We start from the raw sequence: 19,642 nt of genomic DNA on the forward strand, positions 1-19,642 counted from the left end.
TGGTACAGAGCGAACCGAATCGGGATTCAAGCCGCTGTGACACGCCATAAAACAGCCTGCCACAACGTCCGAAGTTTATTCTCGGGTGCCTCGCAGGGCCTGTCGGCAACCGCATCGGGCGCCCAGGCCAGACGCAGGCGCGGCCAGTATTCAGGCCCCAGCCAGGCACCCAGCAGCAAGCGAGCATCTTCAGACTCCTGATCGAGCCAGACACCGGGGCGCAGCGCTTTAGTCAGCGCCCAGCACCACGCCCCATCAGCGCCATCGCTTTCGTTGCGGGAGAAACAGATTCGCTGCGCCAGATCCAGTGCCTGATCACGTTGGGCGGGTGTCAGTGCCAGCCAGTTCAACAGCGGCTCGGCAGGCGTCGGCGGCTGACTGGGGGCGATGCCCATGCGCTGCAGAAATACACTGTGGCGGCTGACCATGAGCGCGTCACACTCCTCCACCGTCAATCCGCACTCAGCGGCGAACCGGCTTTGCCAGTCAGGATGTGCCCACTGCCAGGGGTTGCACCACCAGTGCACACAATGGTCCTCGGCAGCCCGCTCCATCATGCGCGCGCCGGTACGTTCGAACGGCTCTGCTTGCCGCCAAATCCAACTCGCTGAAGCACCGCGTTACGCCAGTCACTGCGCAACAGCAGCGCGGCAATCAGCAACAACAGCACCAGGCCGACCGGCACCAGCCACAGCATCAGGTTCCAGAATGGCAGATTGGCGCTATCCAGCTTGAACGGTCCGAAACTGACCCACTGGGTGGTTTCCTGAAACTCGGTAGCCGGCACGAAAACAATGGAAAACTTTTTTGATTCTGCCGATTGCGTCGACATACCGGGGATACTGCTGGCGACCATTTGTTGAATACGCCCACGTACGCTGTCAGGGTCGAGCGCCGCCGAATGCTTGATGAACACCGCAGCAGACGCCGGTTGCACCGGCTCGCCTGGCGCTATACGTTCTGGCAACACGACATGAACCCTGGCGACGATAACGCCATCAATCTGCGACAGCGTCGCCTCAAGCTCCTGGGACAACGCATAAATGTAGCGGGCACGCTCTTCGAGCGGGGTCGAGATGACCCCTTCTTTCTTGAAGATTTCCCCCAGGCTGGTAAGTGACTGGCGCGGCAGGCCCGCAGCGTTGAGCACCCGCACGGCGCGGTTCATGTCACGGGTCGCGACCGTGACGACGACGCCGGTTTTTTCCAGGCGCTTGCGCGCATCGATATGCTGATCCGCAAGGCGTGCAACCACCTCGTTGGAGTCCTGCTCGGACAGGCCAGTGAACAGATCGGTTTCATCACTGCACCCACCGAGCAGCAGCATGCAAAACAGCAGCAGCCCTGCGCTCAGAAATTTCACGGCAACCTCTACTGCAAGTTAGTCAGCTTATCGATCGCCTGCGCAGTCTTGCTCACGACTTTGGTCGTGAGCGCAGTCTGCAACGAGCATTGCGACAAGGTTCTGGTCATCGCCGCAATATCCAGCGCATCACCGGTACCAGAGGCTTTTTTCATGGAGCGCATGGCTTGCTGGGAGACCTTTTCGGTCTCGCCCAGACCACCGGAAATCGCACTGGCGATATGCTCGGAAAGCGGCGCACCACTCGAAACCTTGTCCGGTTGCGCGGCGGCGGTGAACAGGTCGACATCAGCCTGGTCCGGTTCCAGAACGAGCCCCTGTGGCACATCCTGCCCAAGTTCGGACGGGATGCTTTTAACATTACCAATATGGGAAATGGTCACGTGAGTTCTCCGTCAGGCGGGTGTCCGTCAGGCAGCCGCCTGGTTGCGGTTACTTTGCAGCAGCGCGTTGACCAGCAAGTTGGCAACCTGCGCTGCACTGCTGTTCAGGTCATTGCCGATCTGACCAGTCCCCATGAGCGTCGCTTCCAGCCCTTTACGCACCAGGCCGCCGAGCAACTGATCCAGATTCTGTTCGCTACCCAGCGAAGCGTTTGCCTGCAGACTGACCGGGGGGGTTCCCAGTCCGCCGCCGGACAATACCGACTGCAGGCCAAGGTCGATCAACTCACCGATCAACTGCCCCACGTCACCCGTGGAATTTGTACCGTTCCCGGGGCCGGTGTTGGCTTCGATCAGCGGGTCACCTACCGGGCCGGATGAACCGGCTGAAAAGCTGCCCAAGCCGCCATCGCCTGCTGCGAAATCGCCAGTATCATTCTGCTGGTTGCCAAGCTGTTGACCGATGATATCGAGCGCAGCACGGAACTGAGCGGTCTCGTCGCCATCGAGGAAATTGTCTTCTTTGAGTTCGTTCACCCACGAGCCCGAGTCCGGCACAGGAAACTGTGCAGGGTTGTCATCCATGAACTGCGCGATCTTTTCCAGCATCGGCATGTCGTCATTGGAAAAATTAGCCCCGTTACCTTGCTGGGTCAGAAGATCATCGAGCATCGATTTGGCCAGACCGTTCAACACTTGCGTCATCAGGTCAGGCTGTCCGACACCGCCCAGACTGTCGGCAGCGGCGCCAAAATTGTCACCCAGTTTTTCATGGATCAGCTTGTCCAGCGCGGCGATGACATCCTCAATGCCGCCGCCAGCCATGCCGTCGGCCGCCATCGACTTCGCCAGCAGCTTGCCCAATGGCGAGCTCTCGTCCAGTTGACCATTACGGGTCAACTCTTGAGCCAACTGCACGATGACATCCTGAAGCGCCTTGCTGGATGTGTTCGCACCCGTAACCTCGGTTTCAGGACGAACAAGAACAAGCGCCATCGCCGGGGTCTGCAATGAGCTGTTAAGACTGAGACTCTGCATCACAACCTCCTCAAAGAAACCGCCCCTTCAGGTGTGAAGGGGCGCTCAAGACATCAGAACTGGACGACCGCGTTCTCGATTTTCTTTGCCACGATCTGGTTAGCCAGTTTTTCATCAGCAGCCTCGAAGCCCGCCAGCATGCTTTCTTCGCGACGCTTGGCACCCTCTTCGGTGGAAATGTCCTGCAGTTTATCGTTCTCTTTGTCACCCTTTCTGAGGTTGTCATACACAGAATTTGCGGAATCGTTGGAACCGGTGTTTTTGTACAGCGACGTCTGACGGTCTTTGGCGCTGTTTATGTCGCTCAGACCTTGCGCGGCGTTACCGCCGCCGTTGATCAACTTGGTGCCCATGCTGGATAACTTCATCGTTTGATACCCTTTAGTCAGTACCAGCGTAATTGCTTGGTACAACTAGGTGGTGACAGGCGGTGAATGGGTTCCAGCGTTCACACAAAAAAATCAGATCTGCAACTCCTTGATACGTCGATAGAGCGTGCGGCGTGGCATGTCCAGCTCCAGGCTTGCCGCATCAATGCAGTTACGGTGGCGCTTGAGTGACTGTTGAATCAGGGCCTTTTCAATCGCCCTCAGCTGGGATTTGAGCCCACAGGCCAAGTGTTCTTCACTCTGCGGGTCGACACCCAACACCGGGAAACCCAATACATGGCGCTTTGCAGCAGCCTTGAGCTCACGGATATTGCCGGGCCAGTCATGCCCCAACAGCACCTGCTGAAGCAGCGGACAGACATCGGCCGAGGCGACGTCCAGTTCTTTGGCAGCCGCGGCCATAAAGCGCTTGAACAAGGGCAGAATGCGCTCAGGCTGTGTGCGCAAGGGTGGCAGCTGGAGTGTCAACACGTTAAGGCGAAAGTACAGATCCCGACGAAATTTCCCCTGCTCGACGGCATCATCCAGAGACGACTGGGCCGAAGCGATCACGCAGACATCCAGCTTGATCGTCGATGTCGAACCCAGTCGTTCCAGTGCTCGGGTTTCCAGCACCCTCAGCAGCTTGGCCTGCAGGCTGAGCGGCATGCTATCGATCTCATCCAGATACAGCGTTCCGCCTTGTGCCGCTTCGATGTAGCCGACTCTGGAGCGATCAGCACCGGTGTACGCACCGCTGACCACTCCAAACAGCTCACTCTCTGCCAGCGACTCCGGAATCGCAGCGCAATTCATCGCAACCAGGCGACCTTTACGGCCAGACATTGTGTGAATGCGCTGGGCAATCGTGTCTTTGCCAGTCCCGGTCTCGCCTGACAGCAACACATCGATACCGAGTTGCGAAATGCTTTCAGCGACGATCCCCAGATTTGGAACACGCTCCTCGTCCAGGTCGTCATCAAACCCCTCATCAAGATCCATCACATGACTCCCGAGACATCAGCTTTTTGGACTCCAGCCTTTGCTGCGATCTATGCAGCAACTCCCAACTCCTTCATGCGGTGGTAAAGCGTACGTCTAGGCAGTTCGAGCTCCTGAAGCACGGCGTCGACATTGTGTCGATGCCGTTTCAACGCATCCTGAATAAGCATCTTTTCGATCACGCGCATCTGCATGCGCAGACCTGTCACCGGATCGCGCGCATCCATTGGCTCGGCTCCCAGCAGCGGGAATCCCAGCACAAAACGCTTGGCTGCGGATTTCAGTTCGCGTACGTTGCCCGGCCAGTCATGGCTGAGCAGGATCTGCACACGACTGTTGTCCAGTGCAGGGACGGGACGTTGGAACTCAGCGGCAATCTCCTGGGTGAACTGGTCGAACAATGGCAGGATCTGTTCGCGACGTTTGCGCAAGGCTGGCAAGTGAAGCGTCAGCACGTTGAGCCGAAAAAACAGGTCGCGACGAAAAAGTCCTTGTTCCACCAGCTCATCCAGAGGGCGCTGGGCGGAAGCAATCACGCGCAGATCCAGTGGAATGAATTCGGTTGAGCCCAGCCGCTCGACCCCCCGGCTCTCCAGCACGCGAAGTAACTTGGCCTGGAGGCTAAGCGGCATACTGTCGATTTCATCGAGGTAAAGCGTGCCGCCGCTGGACGCTTCGATGTAGCCCTCGCGAGCGCGGCAGACACCGGTAAATGCGCCATTGACGACACCGAATAACTGGCTTTCTGCCAACGATTCGGGGATGGCGGCGCAGTTCATGCCGACAAAGGGCCCGGACCTGCTGGACAGCTCATGAATGCGATTGGCCAGGGTGTCTTTACCCGTCCCGGTTTCCCCGCACAGCAGTAAGTCCATATCCAGAAACGCGCTGTTCATTGCAATTTGATGACCAGCGGATAATGCAGTTACGTCCCAACACGCTCGGACGTCCTTATCAATGTCTGTGCTCATCGATCACTCTCACTGTGGGTGGCAAGCGGATTATTAATACCACGTCTTACAAGGCATACATATAGTAATTTAGTTCCCCATGAAATGAGAAAAACCTCACAAAGTTGAGAATTATTATCATAGTAATATCGTCATATGAAGCACAACCCCAGCATAGAGCCAGACTGTTTGGATGATTAGCTTAATCTATCGATACTGTATTCCGATCAAGCGCTTACCGCTCAAAAAAACGTTAAAACCCCCGGCTTCCGGGGAGTCAACCGCACTGCCCCGTCTTGGACCTTGGCAAAAAACCATGTAAGCACACGGCTTATTATTAAAAAAACCTCACAGAAAAGTCACTCAACTTATAAAAATTAATTTAACGTTATAGGCCGTTTTACAAGGGCTCACTTAATAACGGGCTGAAAGAAATTAAAACGGGAAACACATACTCAAGCCGTCCCCTTTCAAGGAAAATAAACGTAACAAACTACCCGACTAAAACGAAAAGTTCGACAGTGAAACTTAACTTACTGATGGGGAACGGAAGATGTTACACGTAACGCTCGACAGGGTGACTCATGGGTTTTCATACATTCGGTTTTCCGAACGCCGCTCACCCTTGGCATGGAGGGTTACAAAATCCTCCCGGTTTTTGGGCTCGAAACGAGATAGCTTTTTGCCACCCACCCATTCGGCTATCCGAACGGGTGGGTTTCATAGCATGCGGGCTCAAAATCTGATCGAAGAGATAGTTAACTGAAAGGATTCAGTGTAGGACAATCCGTCAATCGCAAGCTGTCGCCACGCCAAAGGCGGTGACCATAACGAACGGTGATACCTCGTCATCACGGAAGAATGTTTCTAAATGTGTGTAAGCACTAGCTTACAAAACTTTACAAAAGTTCAGCAAAAATAGTCGGGGAGCGTAAAAAGTTCATGGCTACCTGCCGCGAACGAGAACAAAAACAAGGACGTATCAGCGTTGAAATATAGCGTCTTAACGGCGAGTCACACCGAAACGCTAACAAGAAAAAGCACCAAAAAAGGGCATTTTTAAGGTGATTTTGCTAGACATCCGGCTTTAAAACCGCAGGTTATTAGCGTGAACCGCTGGCATAGACCACGATACGCGGGCCGCTTGGCAGCTCGCGCGGGCCCGTACGATCCTCTATATCATCACGCCTGCGAGGCGACGAGCGGTCATCCACGTAGCGCCCGGCTTGTACCACGCTAGGCACCGATAATGCCTCCCTTGCCGGTGTCCGCGGGGTCATCGGCGGCTCTTTATGCTCGACAGCCGGTATCAAGGTTGGTGTTTGCGGCGCAGAAGACTGCTCTGCTACCCGCATGGTTTCCACTGGGTTGGGCACAGGCACAGGTGCCCGTTCAGCTACCTCAACCGGCTGCGCTGGCCTGGGCACCGGCGTTCGCTCGACCACCCTCACCGGCTGTGCCGTCTGGGGTAATGCCAAGTGTTCGACCACAGGCTTATCAATGCGCTGAGGGGTGCCCGTAGTCACAGGAGATTCCCCGGTTATTCGCGCGATACCGGCTGTCAGCACTTGCTTCTGAGTCTTGGGCAACAGCAACCGCCCTGGTCCATCTGGCGTTTTTTTGCGCAGAAACGCCGAGTTGAGTCTCAGCAACTGGCCCTCATCCACACCCGCAGTGGCCGCAAGCTGGGTCAGGTCTACTGCATGGTTGAGTTCGACCACGTCGAAATATGGCGTATTGGCGACAGGGGTGAGTTTTACACCATAGGTAGCGGCGTTGCGCACGATCAGCGAGAGCGCCAGCAGCCTGGGCACGTAATCCAGGGTTTCCCTGGGCAAATTCAGGTGCCAGTAATCAACAGGCAGTCCGCGCCGCCGATTGGCCTCGATCGCCCGGCCGACTGTGCCTTCGCCCGAGTTGTAGGCCGCCAGTGCCAGCAGCCAGTCATTATTGAACTGATCATGCAGGCGGGTCAGGTAATCCATCGCTGCCTTGCTTGAGGCCACCACGTCACGGCGAGCGTCGTACGTAGCGCTTTGATAAAGATTGAAGCTGCGCCCGGTAGAAGGCATGAATTGCCACAGGCCAGCCGCCGCAGCCGGTGAATTGGCCATCGGGTTGTAGGAGCTTTCGATCATTGGCAACAGCGCCAGCTCCAACGGCATGTTGCGCTCGTCCAGGCGCTCGACAATAAAATGCAGATAGGGGCTGGCCCGGACACTTGCCCCACTGATAAACCCACGATTGCTCAGCAGCCAATCGCGCTGGCGAGCGATACGCTCATTCATACCCTGGCCATCGGCCAGCCTGCTGCGTTGCGCAACGCGCTGCCACACGTCCTCGCCGTTATAGACGGGCAAATCGGAAATTTTCTCTGCCGCCCGCGCACCTTCCTGATCATCTCCCCCCCAGTAGACCAGGCCCGTAACCAGACGCGGATTGCGTTCCTGCCGGGGTGCTGAATAGTCCACAGACTGACAACCCACACACAGCGAGCCCAGTGCGAGCACAGCAATTTGAATAGCGCGAGCCAGCAAGCGGGGGCTCGATACGATGGAGGCAACGGCGGGCATGGGGGGAATGTCCTGAACGTGTCCATCCTACGTGGCACGTTCACCGTTACGGTTCCCTTTTGAAACCGATATCAGCCGCGCAAAGCATCTTGCTGAATCATTTCAGCCATAAGTATTTGCGATGGAACCCTCCGTTATCAGGTGCTACTCAGCCAATGAAGGGATTTTCAAGCTTTGCATCAGGCTGCCATCAGTGGTACAAGGACAGGGAGATTCACCGTGCATTCATCCTCGATCCACCGCAACACCGGAAGCATCATTCAGCCGCCAGTCCCGGCAAACACGAACGCTGCAACTGATCTACAGCAAAAAATCGAACAACCCAAACAACGCTCCTCCCACTCACTGAGCAGTGTCGGCAAGCGAGCGCTGAAGAACGTCAGCAAACTGTTCCAGAAATCCAAGGCACCGCAGCAGAAAGCGGCCACGCCTCCCACCGTAAAAAACGTCAAGCCTTCACAGCCCACTTCAAATGCGAAGACAGCCAAAGATAAAGCGCCTGTATCTCAGTTATCGAGCAATAGTCTTGATGACCTGGACGATACGCGCCAGCCAGTGATGCGTGCGGGGCATAGCGGCGCCAGCACTTCCGGCACCAAAGCCCAAGACCCGGACGAGCCGGCTACTATCCAGAGTTCTCGGCAATCGATGATGACGCGCAGCAACGGAGGCCGTTTCGAGCTGAAAGACGAAAAACTGGTTCGCAACTCAGAGCCACAAGGCAGCATTCAACTGGACGCCAAGGGAAAGCCTGATTTCTCCACGTTCAATACTCCCGGCCTGGCCCCATTGCTGGATTCCATTCTCGCCACCCCAAGGCAAACCTACCTGGCCCATCAAAGCAAAGACGGCGTGCACGGCCATCAGTTGCTACAGGCCAACGGGCACCTGCTGCACCTGGCGCAGGACGACAGTTCGCTAGCCTTGATCCGCAGCAGCAAAGAAGCACTGCATATAGAAGGAAAGAAACCGCCAGCGGTGAAACTGGAGCGTGAAGACGGCAACATTCACATCGACACCGCCAGCGGACGCAAGACTCAAGAGTTACCCGGCAAGGCGCACATCGCTCACATCACCGGCGTGCTTCTCAGGCACGACGGCGAGCGTATGCGTGTGCATGAAGACCGGCTCTATCAGTTCGACCCGCTCAGTGCTCGCTGGAAAGCGCCTGAAGGCACGGAGGACATTGCTTTCAATAGTCTGGCCACAGGCGGCAACGGCTCGGTCTATGCGAAAAGCGACGATGTGGTAGTCGACCTCACGAGCCCTTTCATGCCGCACATCGAAGTCAAGGATCTGCAGTCATTTTCGGTGGCACCGGACAACAGAGCGGCATTGCTCAGCGGCAAGGAGACTCAGGCGATCCTGCTCACAGACATGAGCCCGGTGATTGGCGATCTGACCGAGAAGAAAACAAAAGCGCTTGAACTCGACGGCGGCAAGGCGCAAGCGGCTGCGGTCGGCCTGAGCGACAACAAGCTGTTCATAGCAGACACCCAAGGCAGACTTTACAGCGCGGACCGTAGTGCATTTGAAAGCAATGACCCGCAATTGAAGCTGACGCCCGATCAGGCAAACTTTCAACTGGCAGGCCTGCCGCTGGGTGGCCACGACAGCGTCACCGGATTCATCAACGGGGATGACGGCCGTGTGCATGCATTGATCAAAAACCGCCAGGGCGAGATTCACTCCCACGCGCTCAATGAGCAGTATTCAAAACTGGAAAGCGGCTGGAACCTGACCAATGCTCTGGTACTGAGCAACAATCGCGGGCTGAGCATGCCCCCGCCCCCCACCGCCGCTGACCGGCTCAACCTCGATCGTGCGGGTCTGGTTGGCCTGAGCGAAGGACGCATTCAGCGCTGGGACGCGACGCCCGAATGCTGGAAAGACGCCGGTATAAAAGATATTGAGCGCCTGCAACGCGGTGCCGACAGCAACGCCTATGTGCTCAAGGGCGGCAAACTGCACGCGCTCAAGGTGACTCCTGAACACCCCAACATGGCCTTTGACCACAACACAGCGCTGGCCCAGACCGCGCGCTCGACAACAGTCGAGATGGGCAAGGAAATCGAAGGCCTCGACGACCGAGTGATCACAGCCTTTGCAATGGTCAGCAACAAATGCTTCGTCGCCCTTGATGACCAGAACAAGCTGACCGCCCACAGCAAAGATCACAAACCCTTCACTCTCGATATCCCCGGCCTGGAGGGCGATATCAAGAGCCTTGCTCTGGATGAAAAACAGAACCTTCATGCGCTCACCAGTACCGGCGGGCTTTATTGCCTGCCCAAGGAAGCCTGGCAATCGACAAAGCTGGGGGATCAGATGCGCGCCCGCTGGACGCCGGTTGACCTACCTGGGGGTCAGCCGGTCAAGGCACTTTTCGCCAATGACGACAACGTGCTCAGCGCCCAGATCGAAGACGCCGAGGGCCAGGGTCTGATGCGGCTCAGTGCAGGCAAATGGCAAGCTTTCGAGCAGCGCCCGGTAGAAGAAAACGGTTTGAATGACGTGCACTCGCGAATCACGGGATCGAACAAGACCTGGCGAATTCCAAAAACCGGGCTGACGCTCAGAATGGACATCAATGCATTCGGGCGCAGCGGTGTGGAGAAATCCAAAAAAGCCAGCACCCGCGAATTCATGCGCGCCAACGTCTACAAAAACACCGCAGAAGTGCCCCGCTGGATGAAGAACGTTGGCAACAGTATTCAACATCGCCACCACGGTCGTCTGGGTCTGAATGAGGTTTATGAAACCGAGTCCATGCTGTTCAAGCAGTTGGAGCTGATCAATGAGTCCGGCGGCAGGCCGCCAGCCCCGGGCAAGGATTTGAAAGCGCGTATTGCCGCACTGGAATCAAAACTGGGGCCTCAAGGCGCTGCGCTGGTCAAGGAACTGGAAACCCTGCGCGAAGAGCTGGAAAATCACAGCTATACGGCGCTGATGTCTATCGGCCAAAGCTATGGCAAGGTGAAAAACCTCAGGCAACAAGATGGCATTCTTAACCAGCACGGTGAGTTGGCCAAGCCGTCGGTGCGCACCCAGTTCGGCAAGAAACTCGCTGAGCTGGGCACAAAGCTCAACTTCAAAAGCTCTGGACATGACCTGGTCAAGGAGCTTCAGGACGCCTTGACTCAAGTTGCTCCGTCTGCTGAAAACCCCACCAAAAAGTTACTCGGCACGCTGAAGTATCAAGGGCTGAAACTCAGCCACCAGAAAGCCGATGTACCCTTGGGGCAGCGCCGCGATGCCAGTGAGGAGCATGGCCTGAGTAAAGCGCGTCTGGCGCTGGATCTGGTCACGCTGAAAAGCCTCGGCGCGCTGCTCGACGAGGTCGAACAGCTACCGCCGCAAGCCGACATAGATCCGTTACAAAACAAACTGGCGACGCTGCGTGATGTGACTTACGGCGAAAACCCGGTCAAGGTGGTTACAGACATGGGCTTTACCGATAACAAAGCGCTGGAAAGCGGTTATGAAGCGGTCAAGACATTCCTCAAATCGTTCAAAAAAGCTGACCATGCCGTGAGCGTCAACATGCGCGCAGCCACAGGCAGCAAGGACCAGGCGGAGCTGGCCGGGAAATTCAAAAGCATGCTCAAGCAACTGGAGCATGGCGACGACGAAATCAGGCTGCAACGCAGTTACGGACTGAACCTTACCACCCCGTTCATCATGCTTGCCGACAAGTCCATAGGACTATGGCCAACGGCAGGCACCACCGGCAACCGTAACTACATACTCAATGCCGAGCGTTGCGAGGGCGGCGTTACCCTGTATCTGATCAGCGAAGGTGCGGGAAACGTAAGCGGTGGCTTCGGTGCCGGCAAAGACTACTGGCCGGGCTTTTTTGACGAAAACCATCCTGCTCGTAGTGTCGACGTCGGTAACAACCGCACGTTGACCCCCAACTTTCGCCTGGGCGTGGACGTGACAGCCACCGTCGCCGCCAGCCAACGTGCCGGCGTGGTCTTCAACGTTCCGGATGAAGACATCGACGCATTCGTCGACGACCTGTTTGAAGGCAAGCTGAATCCATTGCAGGTGCTTAAAAAGGCAGTAGACCATGAGACCTACGAGGCTCGGCGATTCAACTTCGACCTCACGGCGGGCGGAACTGCCGATCTACGCGCAGGGATAAACCTGACCGAAGACAGAGACACGGATGCCGATCCCAATAGCGATTCGTTCTCTGCGGTGGTACGCGGCGGATTCGCGGCGAACATCACCGTTAACCTGATGACCTACACCGATTACTCGTTGACCCAGAAAAACGACAAGACCGAGTTGCGCGAAGGCGGCAAGAACCGCCCGCGTTTTCTCAACAACGCAACGCTTGGCGGGCAGCTTCGCGGGCAGATCGGCGGCACCCACACGGCCCCCACAGGCACACCGGCCTCCGCCCCGGGACCGACGCCCGCGTCACAGACAGCCGCCAACAATCTGGGAGTAGCGGTCAATTTCAGCGTAGAGAACAGGACTGTCAAACGGGTCAAGTTTCGCTATAACGTCGCCAAGCCGATAACCACCGAAGGTTTGGGCAAGCTGTCTAAAAGCCTCGGCGAGGCATTCAAGGACAGCACGACCAAAGCAAAACTGGCCGAACTGGCCGACCCGCTGAATGCGCGTTACGCAGGCAAGAAACCGGATGAGGTTATTCAGGCGCACCTCGACGGCCTTGAAGAACTGTTTGCCGACACTCAATGGCAGAACGACAAGCAGTACAAAGCGCTTCGTGGTCTGAAACGCGGGGCGGTCGAGCATCGGGCATCAGTCAATAAGCACAGCGTGATGGATAACGCACGTTTTGAGACCAGCAAAACCAACCTCTCCGGCCTGAGCAGTGAAAGCATACTCACCAAAATCATGGGCTCAGTGCGTGAAGCGAGCGCCCCCGGCAATGCGGCCAGGGTTGCCGAGTTCATGCGCCAGGACCCGAAACTCCGCGCCATGCTCAAGGACATGGAGGGCAGCATAGGGACACTGGCGCGCGTACGGCTGGAACCGAAGGACTCGCTGGTCGATAAAATCGACGAAGGTAGCCTGGACGGCACCATGACCCAAAGCGACCTCTCCGCCCTTCTGGGAGATCGCAACCAGATGCGCATCAAGCGCCTGGTGGTATTCCACACCGCGACTCAGGCTGAAAACTTCACCTCACCCACCCCCTTGGTCAGCTATAACAGCGGAGCGAATATGAGCGTCACTAAAACGCTGGGGCGCATCAACTTCATTTATGGCGCAGACCAGGACAAACCGATTGGTTACACCTTTGACGGGGAGTTGTCGCGGCCATCGGCGTCGCTCAAAGACGCGGCGGACAAGTTGAAGCAAGAAGGGTTTGAACTGAAGAGCTGAAAACGCAAACAGTGAAAAAAGCGTCGCTTTTACGCGGCGCTTTTTTATTCAAGCCTGTAGAAATGCGCGAGTCTCACGAGCCTGGGAAATGAAGCCGCGCGTCACGTCGCAGAACGCCGGCTCATCGAGCGATGCCAGTTCGCGCTGGGCGCATAGACGTACATCGCCCTGATCGACAGCAAACCAGCAACCGTGCAAACGGGCGACGTCGAAGTTCAGGCTCAACAGGCGCTGTAGATCAGTGGAACGCTCCGGACAACGGCCTACTCGGCAATGAAAGACAACCATTTCGCTGTGCTCGGGCAATTCGATGACCGCTGCTTCGTTGTTCTGGCCGTCGTAAAGGGCGCATACGCCATTCTGCAAGGCCAGTGATGTACCGAGTTGGACGCCCAGAGCGTTGATGAAGCGGGCAAAATCGGGTGTCGGGTTTCTCATCGTTATGGTCCTTTAAAGTTAAAGCGGCCTGAATCAGCCGGACAGCAGACAGGTACGGACTGTGCCCGGCGTTGGAATCAACGCGGAGCGAGCAAGCCTTCTTCGAGCGCCTGCAATTGCTCGTCGTCAAGCGGAACGGAGGGTGCCGGCCGCTGCACTATTGGGCTGGATGGCGGCGTTGGGGCCGTGTTCCGGAGCTCGTCGACGGACCCGCTAGCTTCAGGCGGTTTTGCTGGCGTAAGCGCAGCGCGTGCTGACGACACGCCGTTCAGCGCACCGTCTGCCAACACTCGAACCGTGTCCACGGCCATCTGGGTTGGCAGCTGCAACGCGCCTCGGCCCATGTGATAAGCGCTTTCCATAGCCCTTGGAATACCGCTCAACGTGCTCGGCTGGAAGGTATGTGGCAGCGATGCCCTGTTCGGATGGCGGATGTTGTTCAAGGCTGTTTCGGTACGATCCAGCATCGGCGTTGCGCCCCCCATGCCCGCGTCCTTCAACGCCTTGGCTTCGGCGGTGACAGACTGGTTGGCGTACAGCGTGGACAGATAGGAAATCGAGCCCGTTGCGGCCAGAGCCATATTGCGCAGGATATTCCCCGAACTGAGCGTACCCCGCGCGCCTTGCGGCTGGGCTGTCACGGGCGGCAGTGCCGAGGTCAGCGCCGAGCTCTGAATACCCGATATTGCCTTGCTATAGAACGTGGTACGTACCGACGCTTCGCGCAGGTCCATACCTTTGGCCAGATCCTTTTTCAGCTCTGCCTCGGCTCGGTCTGGCGTGAATACCGGAATTTTGCGCCCTGCGGGATCGACATACGTCGACTTCAACTGCAAAAGCGTTTGCGAACTGGCAGACACCGCCCCGCCAAAGCCGCATGCCAAGGCTCTTGCACTCAGCGTCTGACCATTGATCTGGTGTAAATCGTTGAGCATCTGGCGCACGGCCTGTGAACCACCAAAGGCACTGTAAGCTATCATTTCACCCACCGGATGGGTGGACGAACCCTGGACCTTCTTCTGATTCAGCACTGCGCGTTCGCCCTTGACGAACGCCTTGTCCTGAGCGATTTCCTCGGGCGTTTTTCTGATCAGCTCACCGTGCTCGCTTTTCAGTTCGAAGGGGTCAGGAATCACCGAATTGGTATCGATAGCCTTGAGTGGCACCATGTTCAGCCGTTCGTTCAGGCCAGTCTTCTGCAAAGCAGCCTGAAACACCGGTTTCACTACGCTGTTGACTGTCTCGTGGGCAATGCCCGCGACCATTCCGGTTATCGCCGCCTTGAGCATGCTGGCGTCGCTGCTGGTCTCAGGCACCTCCTCTCGCAGCTTGTCACTGGTGGACAAACGCACATAACCCAGGTGCGTCATTGACGACAGGAACTGTGGAACCGCAGCCGCGACAATCGGCCCGGCACCTTTCCAGCCGCCAACCGAGTTGCGGGCAGTGACAAGATCACTGACGACGGTGTCCAGTTGTGTATGTGCGGCGACCGAAGCAAGGCGTTTGGCCTCTGGCGATTTGACGAAATCGGCGTGCAGGCCGACCAGAGTGGTTTTGGCATCAACCAGCGCCTGCCTGTTAGCGTGCAAAGCTTCCTTATCGCCCTCTTCGGCACCTTGCAGGCTCACATCCACTGCAGCGATGTGATCATCCAGCGACACGATGCCTTTGCTCAGTCCTTCGCCGATTGCCTTGCTCGCACGACCGGCGTACTCGCCAAGGGCTGTCTGACTGACGGCAAGAGTCGCCCGATCCTCGTTGGCATGCGGGCCTGTCTTGGTGGGCGTAGCGTCATGCATCAACTGAAAGTGCTCCAGTTGATCGGCGACCGATTGCGCGAAGCCCTTGATCAGTTGACCGGCTTCGGCTTTGTCGGGTACCTGACCCGGCTGGGTAAACTTGTCCAGCAGTTGTTGCAAGTCCGAACCATGAAACTGCTTCAGTTGATAGCGCTCAGGGGACAGACGCTCGGCCATGACTTCAAAAGGCAGCTTTTCAGCTTGCAGCAAGCTGCCAATCAATAACGCGGCACGCGAGCTGATCATCGGCGCGCCGCTGACCGGAGCTGTCGCCTGCTCAGCCTTGAAGGCCTGCAAAAGCTGCGTGTGTCGCGCCGCAACATTCAGCCGCGCGGCACCGGTAGCAGAGCTTTCTGCTGCGTGCGGCCCTGCCTGATTGGGAGTCAGCGGCGGATTCATGCCTGGCGTCACTGCATTCGGGTGAGCGGTCTGGGCGGGAATAGCATCGGGCTGCTGGTTTATCCGGGAGAGCTCGATGCCGCCCGATCCACCGATTCGCGGAGTGTTCATTGAAACCTCCCTGAGGCCGACAGGCTCTCGCGTTTGGCTGCCGTGGCAACAGGCTGCTCAACCGGGGCACCTGCTGTTTTTACCTGCCCGATGACCCCATGCTCGCGCCACTCGTTCGCCAAATCAGCGAACGACTTCATCAACAGCAGCACGCCTTCGGCAGAGGCTCGCTCCAGGCTCACGGAACCCATAAGCAATACCCGACAGGTCTGAGCATTCCAGGAGAAAACCGGGCTATGGGCACCCGAGAACATATGAAAATTAATGTCCATCAACGCCAACAATGCAGCGTCACGATTGCGTGTCGGCAACGCTCCCATGTCGCCGTAAATCAAAACAGCACGGCCCTCATCGCGATCCTGATACTGATACTGAAGTGTGAAGTCCACTTCGCTGATTTTGAAATTGGCAGACTCGTAAAAACGTTCAGGCGTGGAAATAAGGCTGAGCGCGCAGATTTCATTTATCAGGGTGTGGTACGGGTCATTATTGGTCATTTCACGGCCTCTGAGTGCGATATGAGACCACGCCGTTTTTCTGTCGGTGTGTTCCGCACTGAGTCGAAGGTAAAAGCGTTTTGGTTCCGTGTGCTCGTCAAGCGCACCAGGGATGGCGTATTGAAAACATCGCCATCAATAGCAGCGAAACGGGAACCGCTCACCTCGCTTTGCCACTCACTTCGAGCAACGTCTGGCGAATTCCTCGTCGACCTATAGAACTGACAGGGAAGCGGCGACCGACGCTGGTAAATCCGGAAGACGACGCTGGTTCATATGTCCACCCCATCGAGGTAAAACATCATGAGCATCGGTATCACCCCCACGCCCTACCAACCCACGTCAGCCGCGCTGGACTTCTCGGCGCTGAGTGAAAAAAGCCCGCAGACAAACACCTTCCACGATGAGAACGTCCCACAGGCCGTAGACGCTGGTGCCATGCTGTTCAACAGCGCCGCACCGAAAAACGTCAGTTTCGGGCAACCTGACAACAGCGTGCAGAGCCCGCAGGATGCCAACAACACAGCAAACCCCGAGTCCAACCTCATCAAGCTGTTCAGTGCATTGATTGTTTCACTGCTGCAGATGCTCATGAACCTTAATAAAAAACAGGACACAGATCAGGACTCGAGCGAGTGGCAGGACCCTTTTCAGAACAATGGCGGGCTCGGTACGCCTTCAACCGATAGCGGGGACAGCGGTGACGGCAGTACGCTAGCCGCAACGGGCGATGGCGGCGGCGATACACCCACTGCAACAGGTGATGGCGGTGGCGATACGCCGACTGCAACAGGCGGTGACGGCGGCGATAGCCCTGCACCCACTGCAACAGATGGCAACACGCCTTCTGTCGAAGGCAGCAGCGAGAACGATGATGGCGTAACACCGCAAATCACACCGCAACTGGCCAACCCCAACCATACCTCAGGCACGGGTCCGGTTTCGGATACAGCGGGCGCCAACGACCAGGCAGGCAAGGTCATTGTGGTGAAAGACACCATCAAAGTCGCTGCCAACACAGTCTATGACGCACACGGCGCAACCTTCACCGCCGACAAGTCGATGGGTAACGGAGACCAGAGCGAAAACCAGAAGCCTTTGTTCGAACTGGCAGAAGGCGCCACCTTGAAAAACGCTAACCTGGGTGAGAACGAAGTGGATGGCATACACGTGAAAGCCAAGGACGCCCAGCAAGTCACCATCGATAACGTGCACGCCGAAAACGTCGGGGAGGACATGATCACCGTCAAGGGCGAGGGAGGCGCAAAGGTAACCAATCTGCAAATCAAAAACAGCAGTGCTGAAAACGCAGACGATAAGGTTGTCCAACTTAACGCGAACACTCATTTGAACATCACTGGTTTCGAAGCCAACAATTTCGGAACGCTGGTTCGCACCAATGGTGAAAAGCAGTTTGATGACATGAATATCAAGCTGGACGGTGTAGACGCTAATCACGGCAAGTTCGCACTGGTAAAAAGCGACAGCGAAGACCTGCAGCTGGAGACCAGCAACATCGCCATGACCGATGTCAAACATGCCTATGATAAAACCAAGGCCTCCACCCAACACACAGAGCTTTGAATCCCAACCGGACAGCTGGAAAAAAGGGGTGGCCTCACTCGTTGAGCCCACCCCTTTTTACCGTCTAATTGCAACTTACAGTTTGCTTACGACCGCCCAGGCTGAAACGGTGTTTCACTTGGAGAAGCCGCAATACCACCCTCTTCGATATCCGCTTCACGAGCGGGACGATGACGCAGGTTATTGACCGTGTTGCGCAAGCTGGCACCGGTATTGACGAGCGCTTCCCCGCCTTTGTCTTTGACGGTTTTCGCCAGTTTTACGGTCTGGTCGGCGACATAACCTGTCGTACTGGACGCAGTCGACTTCACCGTGTCCTGTATGAACGACTCGGTTTTTTAACCGCAGGGTCAGTCGCCAGTGCAGCGGTGGTCCAGCCTGCGAAAACGCCTGCCGAACCCGCCAGGTTGGTCAACTGACTGACCGCAGCACTGGTCGCCGGATGGGTAATGTTTTTCGTCGCCATCTCCTGCAACTTGCCTACCCCTGCGAAACCGCCCGCCAAGGCAACACCGTTTTGTACCAGACTGGTTGCCGAGACCAGACTTCTCACCGCCTTGAGCCCGTCAGTCGCGATGTCCAGTGGCAGGCCGGCCATCCGCTTGCCAGCGTTAAGCGCCGCACCTGAGTAGCTGGCCGACTTGATCGCGTTGTAAGCATCGAGCCAGTCGGTTTCTTCATTCAGGTCAGCCTTGGGCTCTTTATCCTTCAGGCCGAGCACGAATGCACCACCACGCAGGTGATCGCGCGACTGCACACTGAGCATGCGGTTGCCAAAGCCTGCGTTGGCAGCCAGACCACCCGCCGTCGACACGCTGATGTCAACAGCACTCTGGACTGCTGGTCTGGACGCCAGTGCCGGCGCCAATACCGTGCGTACTGCGTTGCGCGCCGAGTACGTTTGCACCGCAATCCCCATGTCCACAACCTGCCTGCCAAGCCCTGGCGAGTGGCGTTTCACGGAAGTAGCCATCGCATCATGGATGCCTGTCTGGCGAGGTGCTCAGATAATGCAGATCACCCGTCGCGCGATCCATCATCTTGGTGCCCACCTGGTCCATCGCTCCCGACAGCGCCCCGGAAATAAAAGGGGTTAGCGGCTTGAGTGGAGCAGGTAGCCAATTGCCCTTGTTAATCGCCGGTTGCATGTACTGAAGCACCGAAGCCGCGGCAAATGGCGTGGCCCGTAACGCGCTTGATGCGGTAGTCGCCAATCGGTCGAACTTTTCCGCCTTGGCAAATGTTTCTCCGATGCTTGCACGGGTTTCGCCCTGCTCGCTCAAACGCCTGGCGCGTGCATCGATCAGCGCATCGATCTGCTCGTTATGAGCATGAATGGCAGCGTGGTCCTCCAATGAGTCGGTCAACGGCAATTTGTGTGCAGCGAACACATGATCCTTCAGGTAATCAGTAATCGCATGCAGATTGTCCTGCGCACCGGAGCTGACGGACCGCACAGAACTGGAAGCAAGAGACGCGTCAGACGCGGTTCGAAAGCTCTCCATCTCAATACCAGGCGGTTGTGGGGCGGATCGGTTGATGTGCATGGAAATTCCCTCTCGGTCTACGGAGTTTGAACAGCAAAACGCTGAGGCGGGCTTGTCCGGAACGAGTAGTTGCGCGAAAGCAATGCAGCGAAGTGTCGATTAAACAACGCCAGAAACAGCGAAACGTCCGGCTACCCGCCAATTGAACAGGATCGACAAAGGCTGTGTGGTCCCGGATCTGTTGACGGTTCCAGTGCATGACCTGTGCATGCCGAACTCAAAG

General features: G+C 56.9%; 13 protein-coding genes and 1 pseudogene. 2 read left to right on the top strand and 12 right to left on the bottom strand.

The window, feature by feature from the left end; translation table 11 throughout:
• Positions 1-26 precede the first annotated feature (26 nt).
• The 8 genes from LJU29_RS20715 to LJU29_RS20750 all read right to left on the bottom strand — a co-directional run bounded on the left by LJU29_RS20715 (position 27) and on the right by LJU29_RS20750 (position 7,677).
• Complete coding sequence (locus LJU29_RS20715) at positions 27-554, bottom strand: type III secretion protein (RefSeq protein ID WP_257112812.1); 528 nt, start codon at positions 552-554, stop codon at positions 27-29.
• Entirely contained in the window at positions 554-1,363 is an 810-nt protein-coding gene (sctJ, locus tag LJU29_RS20720; RefSeq protein WP_257111137.1) for a type III secretion system inner membrane ring lipoprotein SctJ, read from the bottom strand. The genes LJU29_RS20715 and sctJ overlap by 1 nt, the downstream gene beginning before the upstream one ends.
• A gap of 8 nt (positions 1,364-1,371) precedes the next feature.
• On the bottom strand, positions 1,372-1,746 hold the full coding sequence (gene sctI, locus LJU29_RS20725; RefSeq protein WP_054076878.1) for a type III secretion system inner rod subunit SctI: 375 nt from the start codon (positions 1,744-1,746) through the stop codon (positions 1,372-1,374).
• A 27-nt stretch (positions 1,747-1,773) separates the two neighbouring features.
• On the bottom strand, positions 1,774-2,784 hold the full coding sequence (gene hrpZ, locus LJU29_RS20730; protein WP_005760006.1) for a type III secretion system effector HrpZ: 1,011 nt from the start codon (positions 2,782-2,784) through the stop codon (positions 1,774-1,776).
• A 53-nt stretch (positions 2,785-2,837) separates the two neighbouring features.
• Positions 2,838-3,152 carry a type III secretion system major pilin HrpA gene (locus LJU29_RS20735; protein WP_122320740.1) on the bottom strand — a complete coding sequence of 105 codons (315 nt, stop codon included), beginning with the start codon at positions 3,150-3,152 and terminating at the stop codon, positions 2,838-2,840.
• Between the two features lie 93 nt (positions 3,153-3,245).
• The gene (locus LJU29_RS20740) at positions 3,246-4,154 is read right to left on the bottom strand and encodes a sigma 54-interacting transcriptional regulator (RefSeq protein WP_005743301.1); all 909 of its coding nucleotides are present in this window, start codon (positions 4,152-4,154) and stop codon (positions 3,246-3,248) included.
• Positions 4,155-4,204: 50 nt separating this feature from the next.
• Positions 4,205-5,125, bottom strand: a complete 921-nt coding sequence (locus tag LJU29_RS20745) for a sigma 54-interacting transcriptional regulator (protein WP_257111138.1) — start codon at positions 5,123-5,125, stop codon at positions 4,205-4,207.
• A gap of 1,082 nt (positions 5,126-6,207) precedes the next feature.
• Positions 6,208-7,677 (bottom strand): transglycosylase SLT domain-containing protein, encoded by a 1,470-nt coding sequence (locus LJU29_RS20750; protein WP_257111139.1) that lies wholly within the window; start codon positions 7,675-7,677, stop codon positions 6,208-6,210.
• A gap of 219 nt (positions 7,678-7,896) precedes the next feature.
• On the opposite strand from LJU29_RS20750, the gene LJU29_RS20755 reads away from it, so the two are divergent.
• On the top strand, positions 7,897-13,041 hold the full coding sequence (locus tag LJU29_RS20755; RefSeq protein WP_257111140.1) for an AvrE-family type 3 secretion system effector: 5,145 nt from the start codon (positions 7,897-7,899) through the stop codon (positions 13,039-13,041).
• A gap of 48 nt (positions 13,042-13,089) precedes the next feature.
• Here LJU29_RS20755 and LJU29_RS20760 read toward each other — a convergent pair whose 3' ends face one another.
• The 3 genes from LJU29_RS20760 to LJU29_RS20770 form a co-directional block, all read right to left on the bottom strand.
• Positions 13,090-13,479, bottom strand: coding sequence for a type III secretion system chaperone (locus LJU29_RS20760; RefSeq protein WP_005759994.1), 390 nt, complete (start codon positions 13,477-13,479; stop codon positions 13,090-13,092).
• 77 nt (positions 13,480-13,556) lie between these two features.
• Complete coding sequence (locus LJU29_RS20765) at positions 13,557-15,791, bottom strand: hypothetical protein (protein WP_057422652.1); 2,235 nt, start codon at positions 15,789-15,791, stop codon at positions 13,557-13,559.
• Positions 15,788-16,288, bottom strand: coding sequence for a CesT family type III secretion system chaperone (locus LJU29_RS20770; RefSeq protein WP_257111141.1), 501 nt, complete (start codon positions 16,286-16,288; stop codon positions 15,788-15,790). Before LJU29_RS20770 ends, LJU29_RS20765 begins: the two co-directional genes overlap by 4 nt.
• A gap of 303 nt (positions 16,289-16,591) precedes the next feature.
• Between LJU29_RS20770 and LJU29_RS20775 the strand changes: the two genes are divergently transcribed.
• Positions 16,592-17,872, top strand: coding sequence for a pectate lyase (locus tag LJU29_RS20775; RefSeq protein ID WP_257111142.1), 1,281 nt, complete (start codon positions 16,592-16,594; stop codon positions 17,870-17,872).
• A gap of 86 nt (positions 17,873-17,958) precedes the next feature.
• Here the strand turns inward: LJU29_RS20775 and LJU29_RS20780 are convergent.
• Positions 17,959-19,329, bottom strand: a pseudogene (locus LJU29_RS20780) (type III effector).
• Positions 19,330-19,642: the final 313 nt, after the last annotated feature.

Source organism: Pseudomonas ficuserectae, assembly GCF_024584585.1.
In the GTDB taxonomy this organism is placed as follows: Bacteria; Pseudomonadota; Gammaproteobacteria; order Pseudomonadales; family Pseudomonadaceae; genus Aquipseudomonas; species Aquipseudomonas amygdali.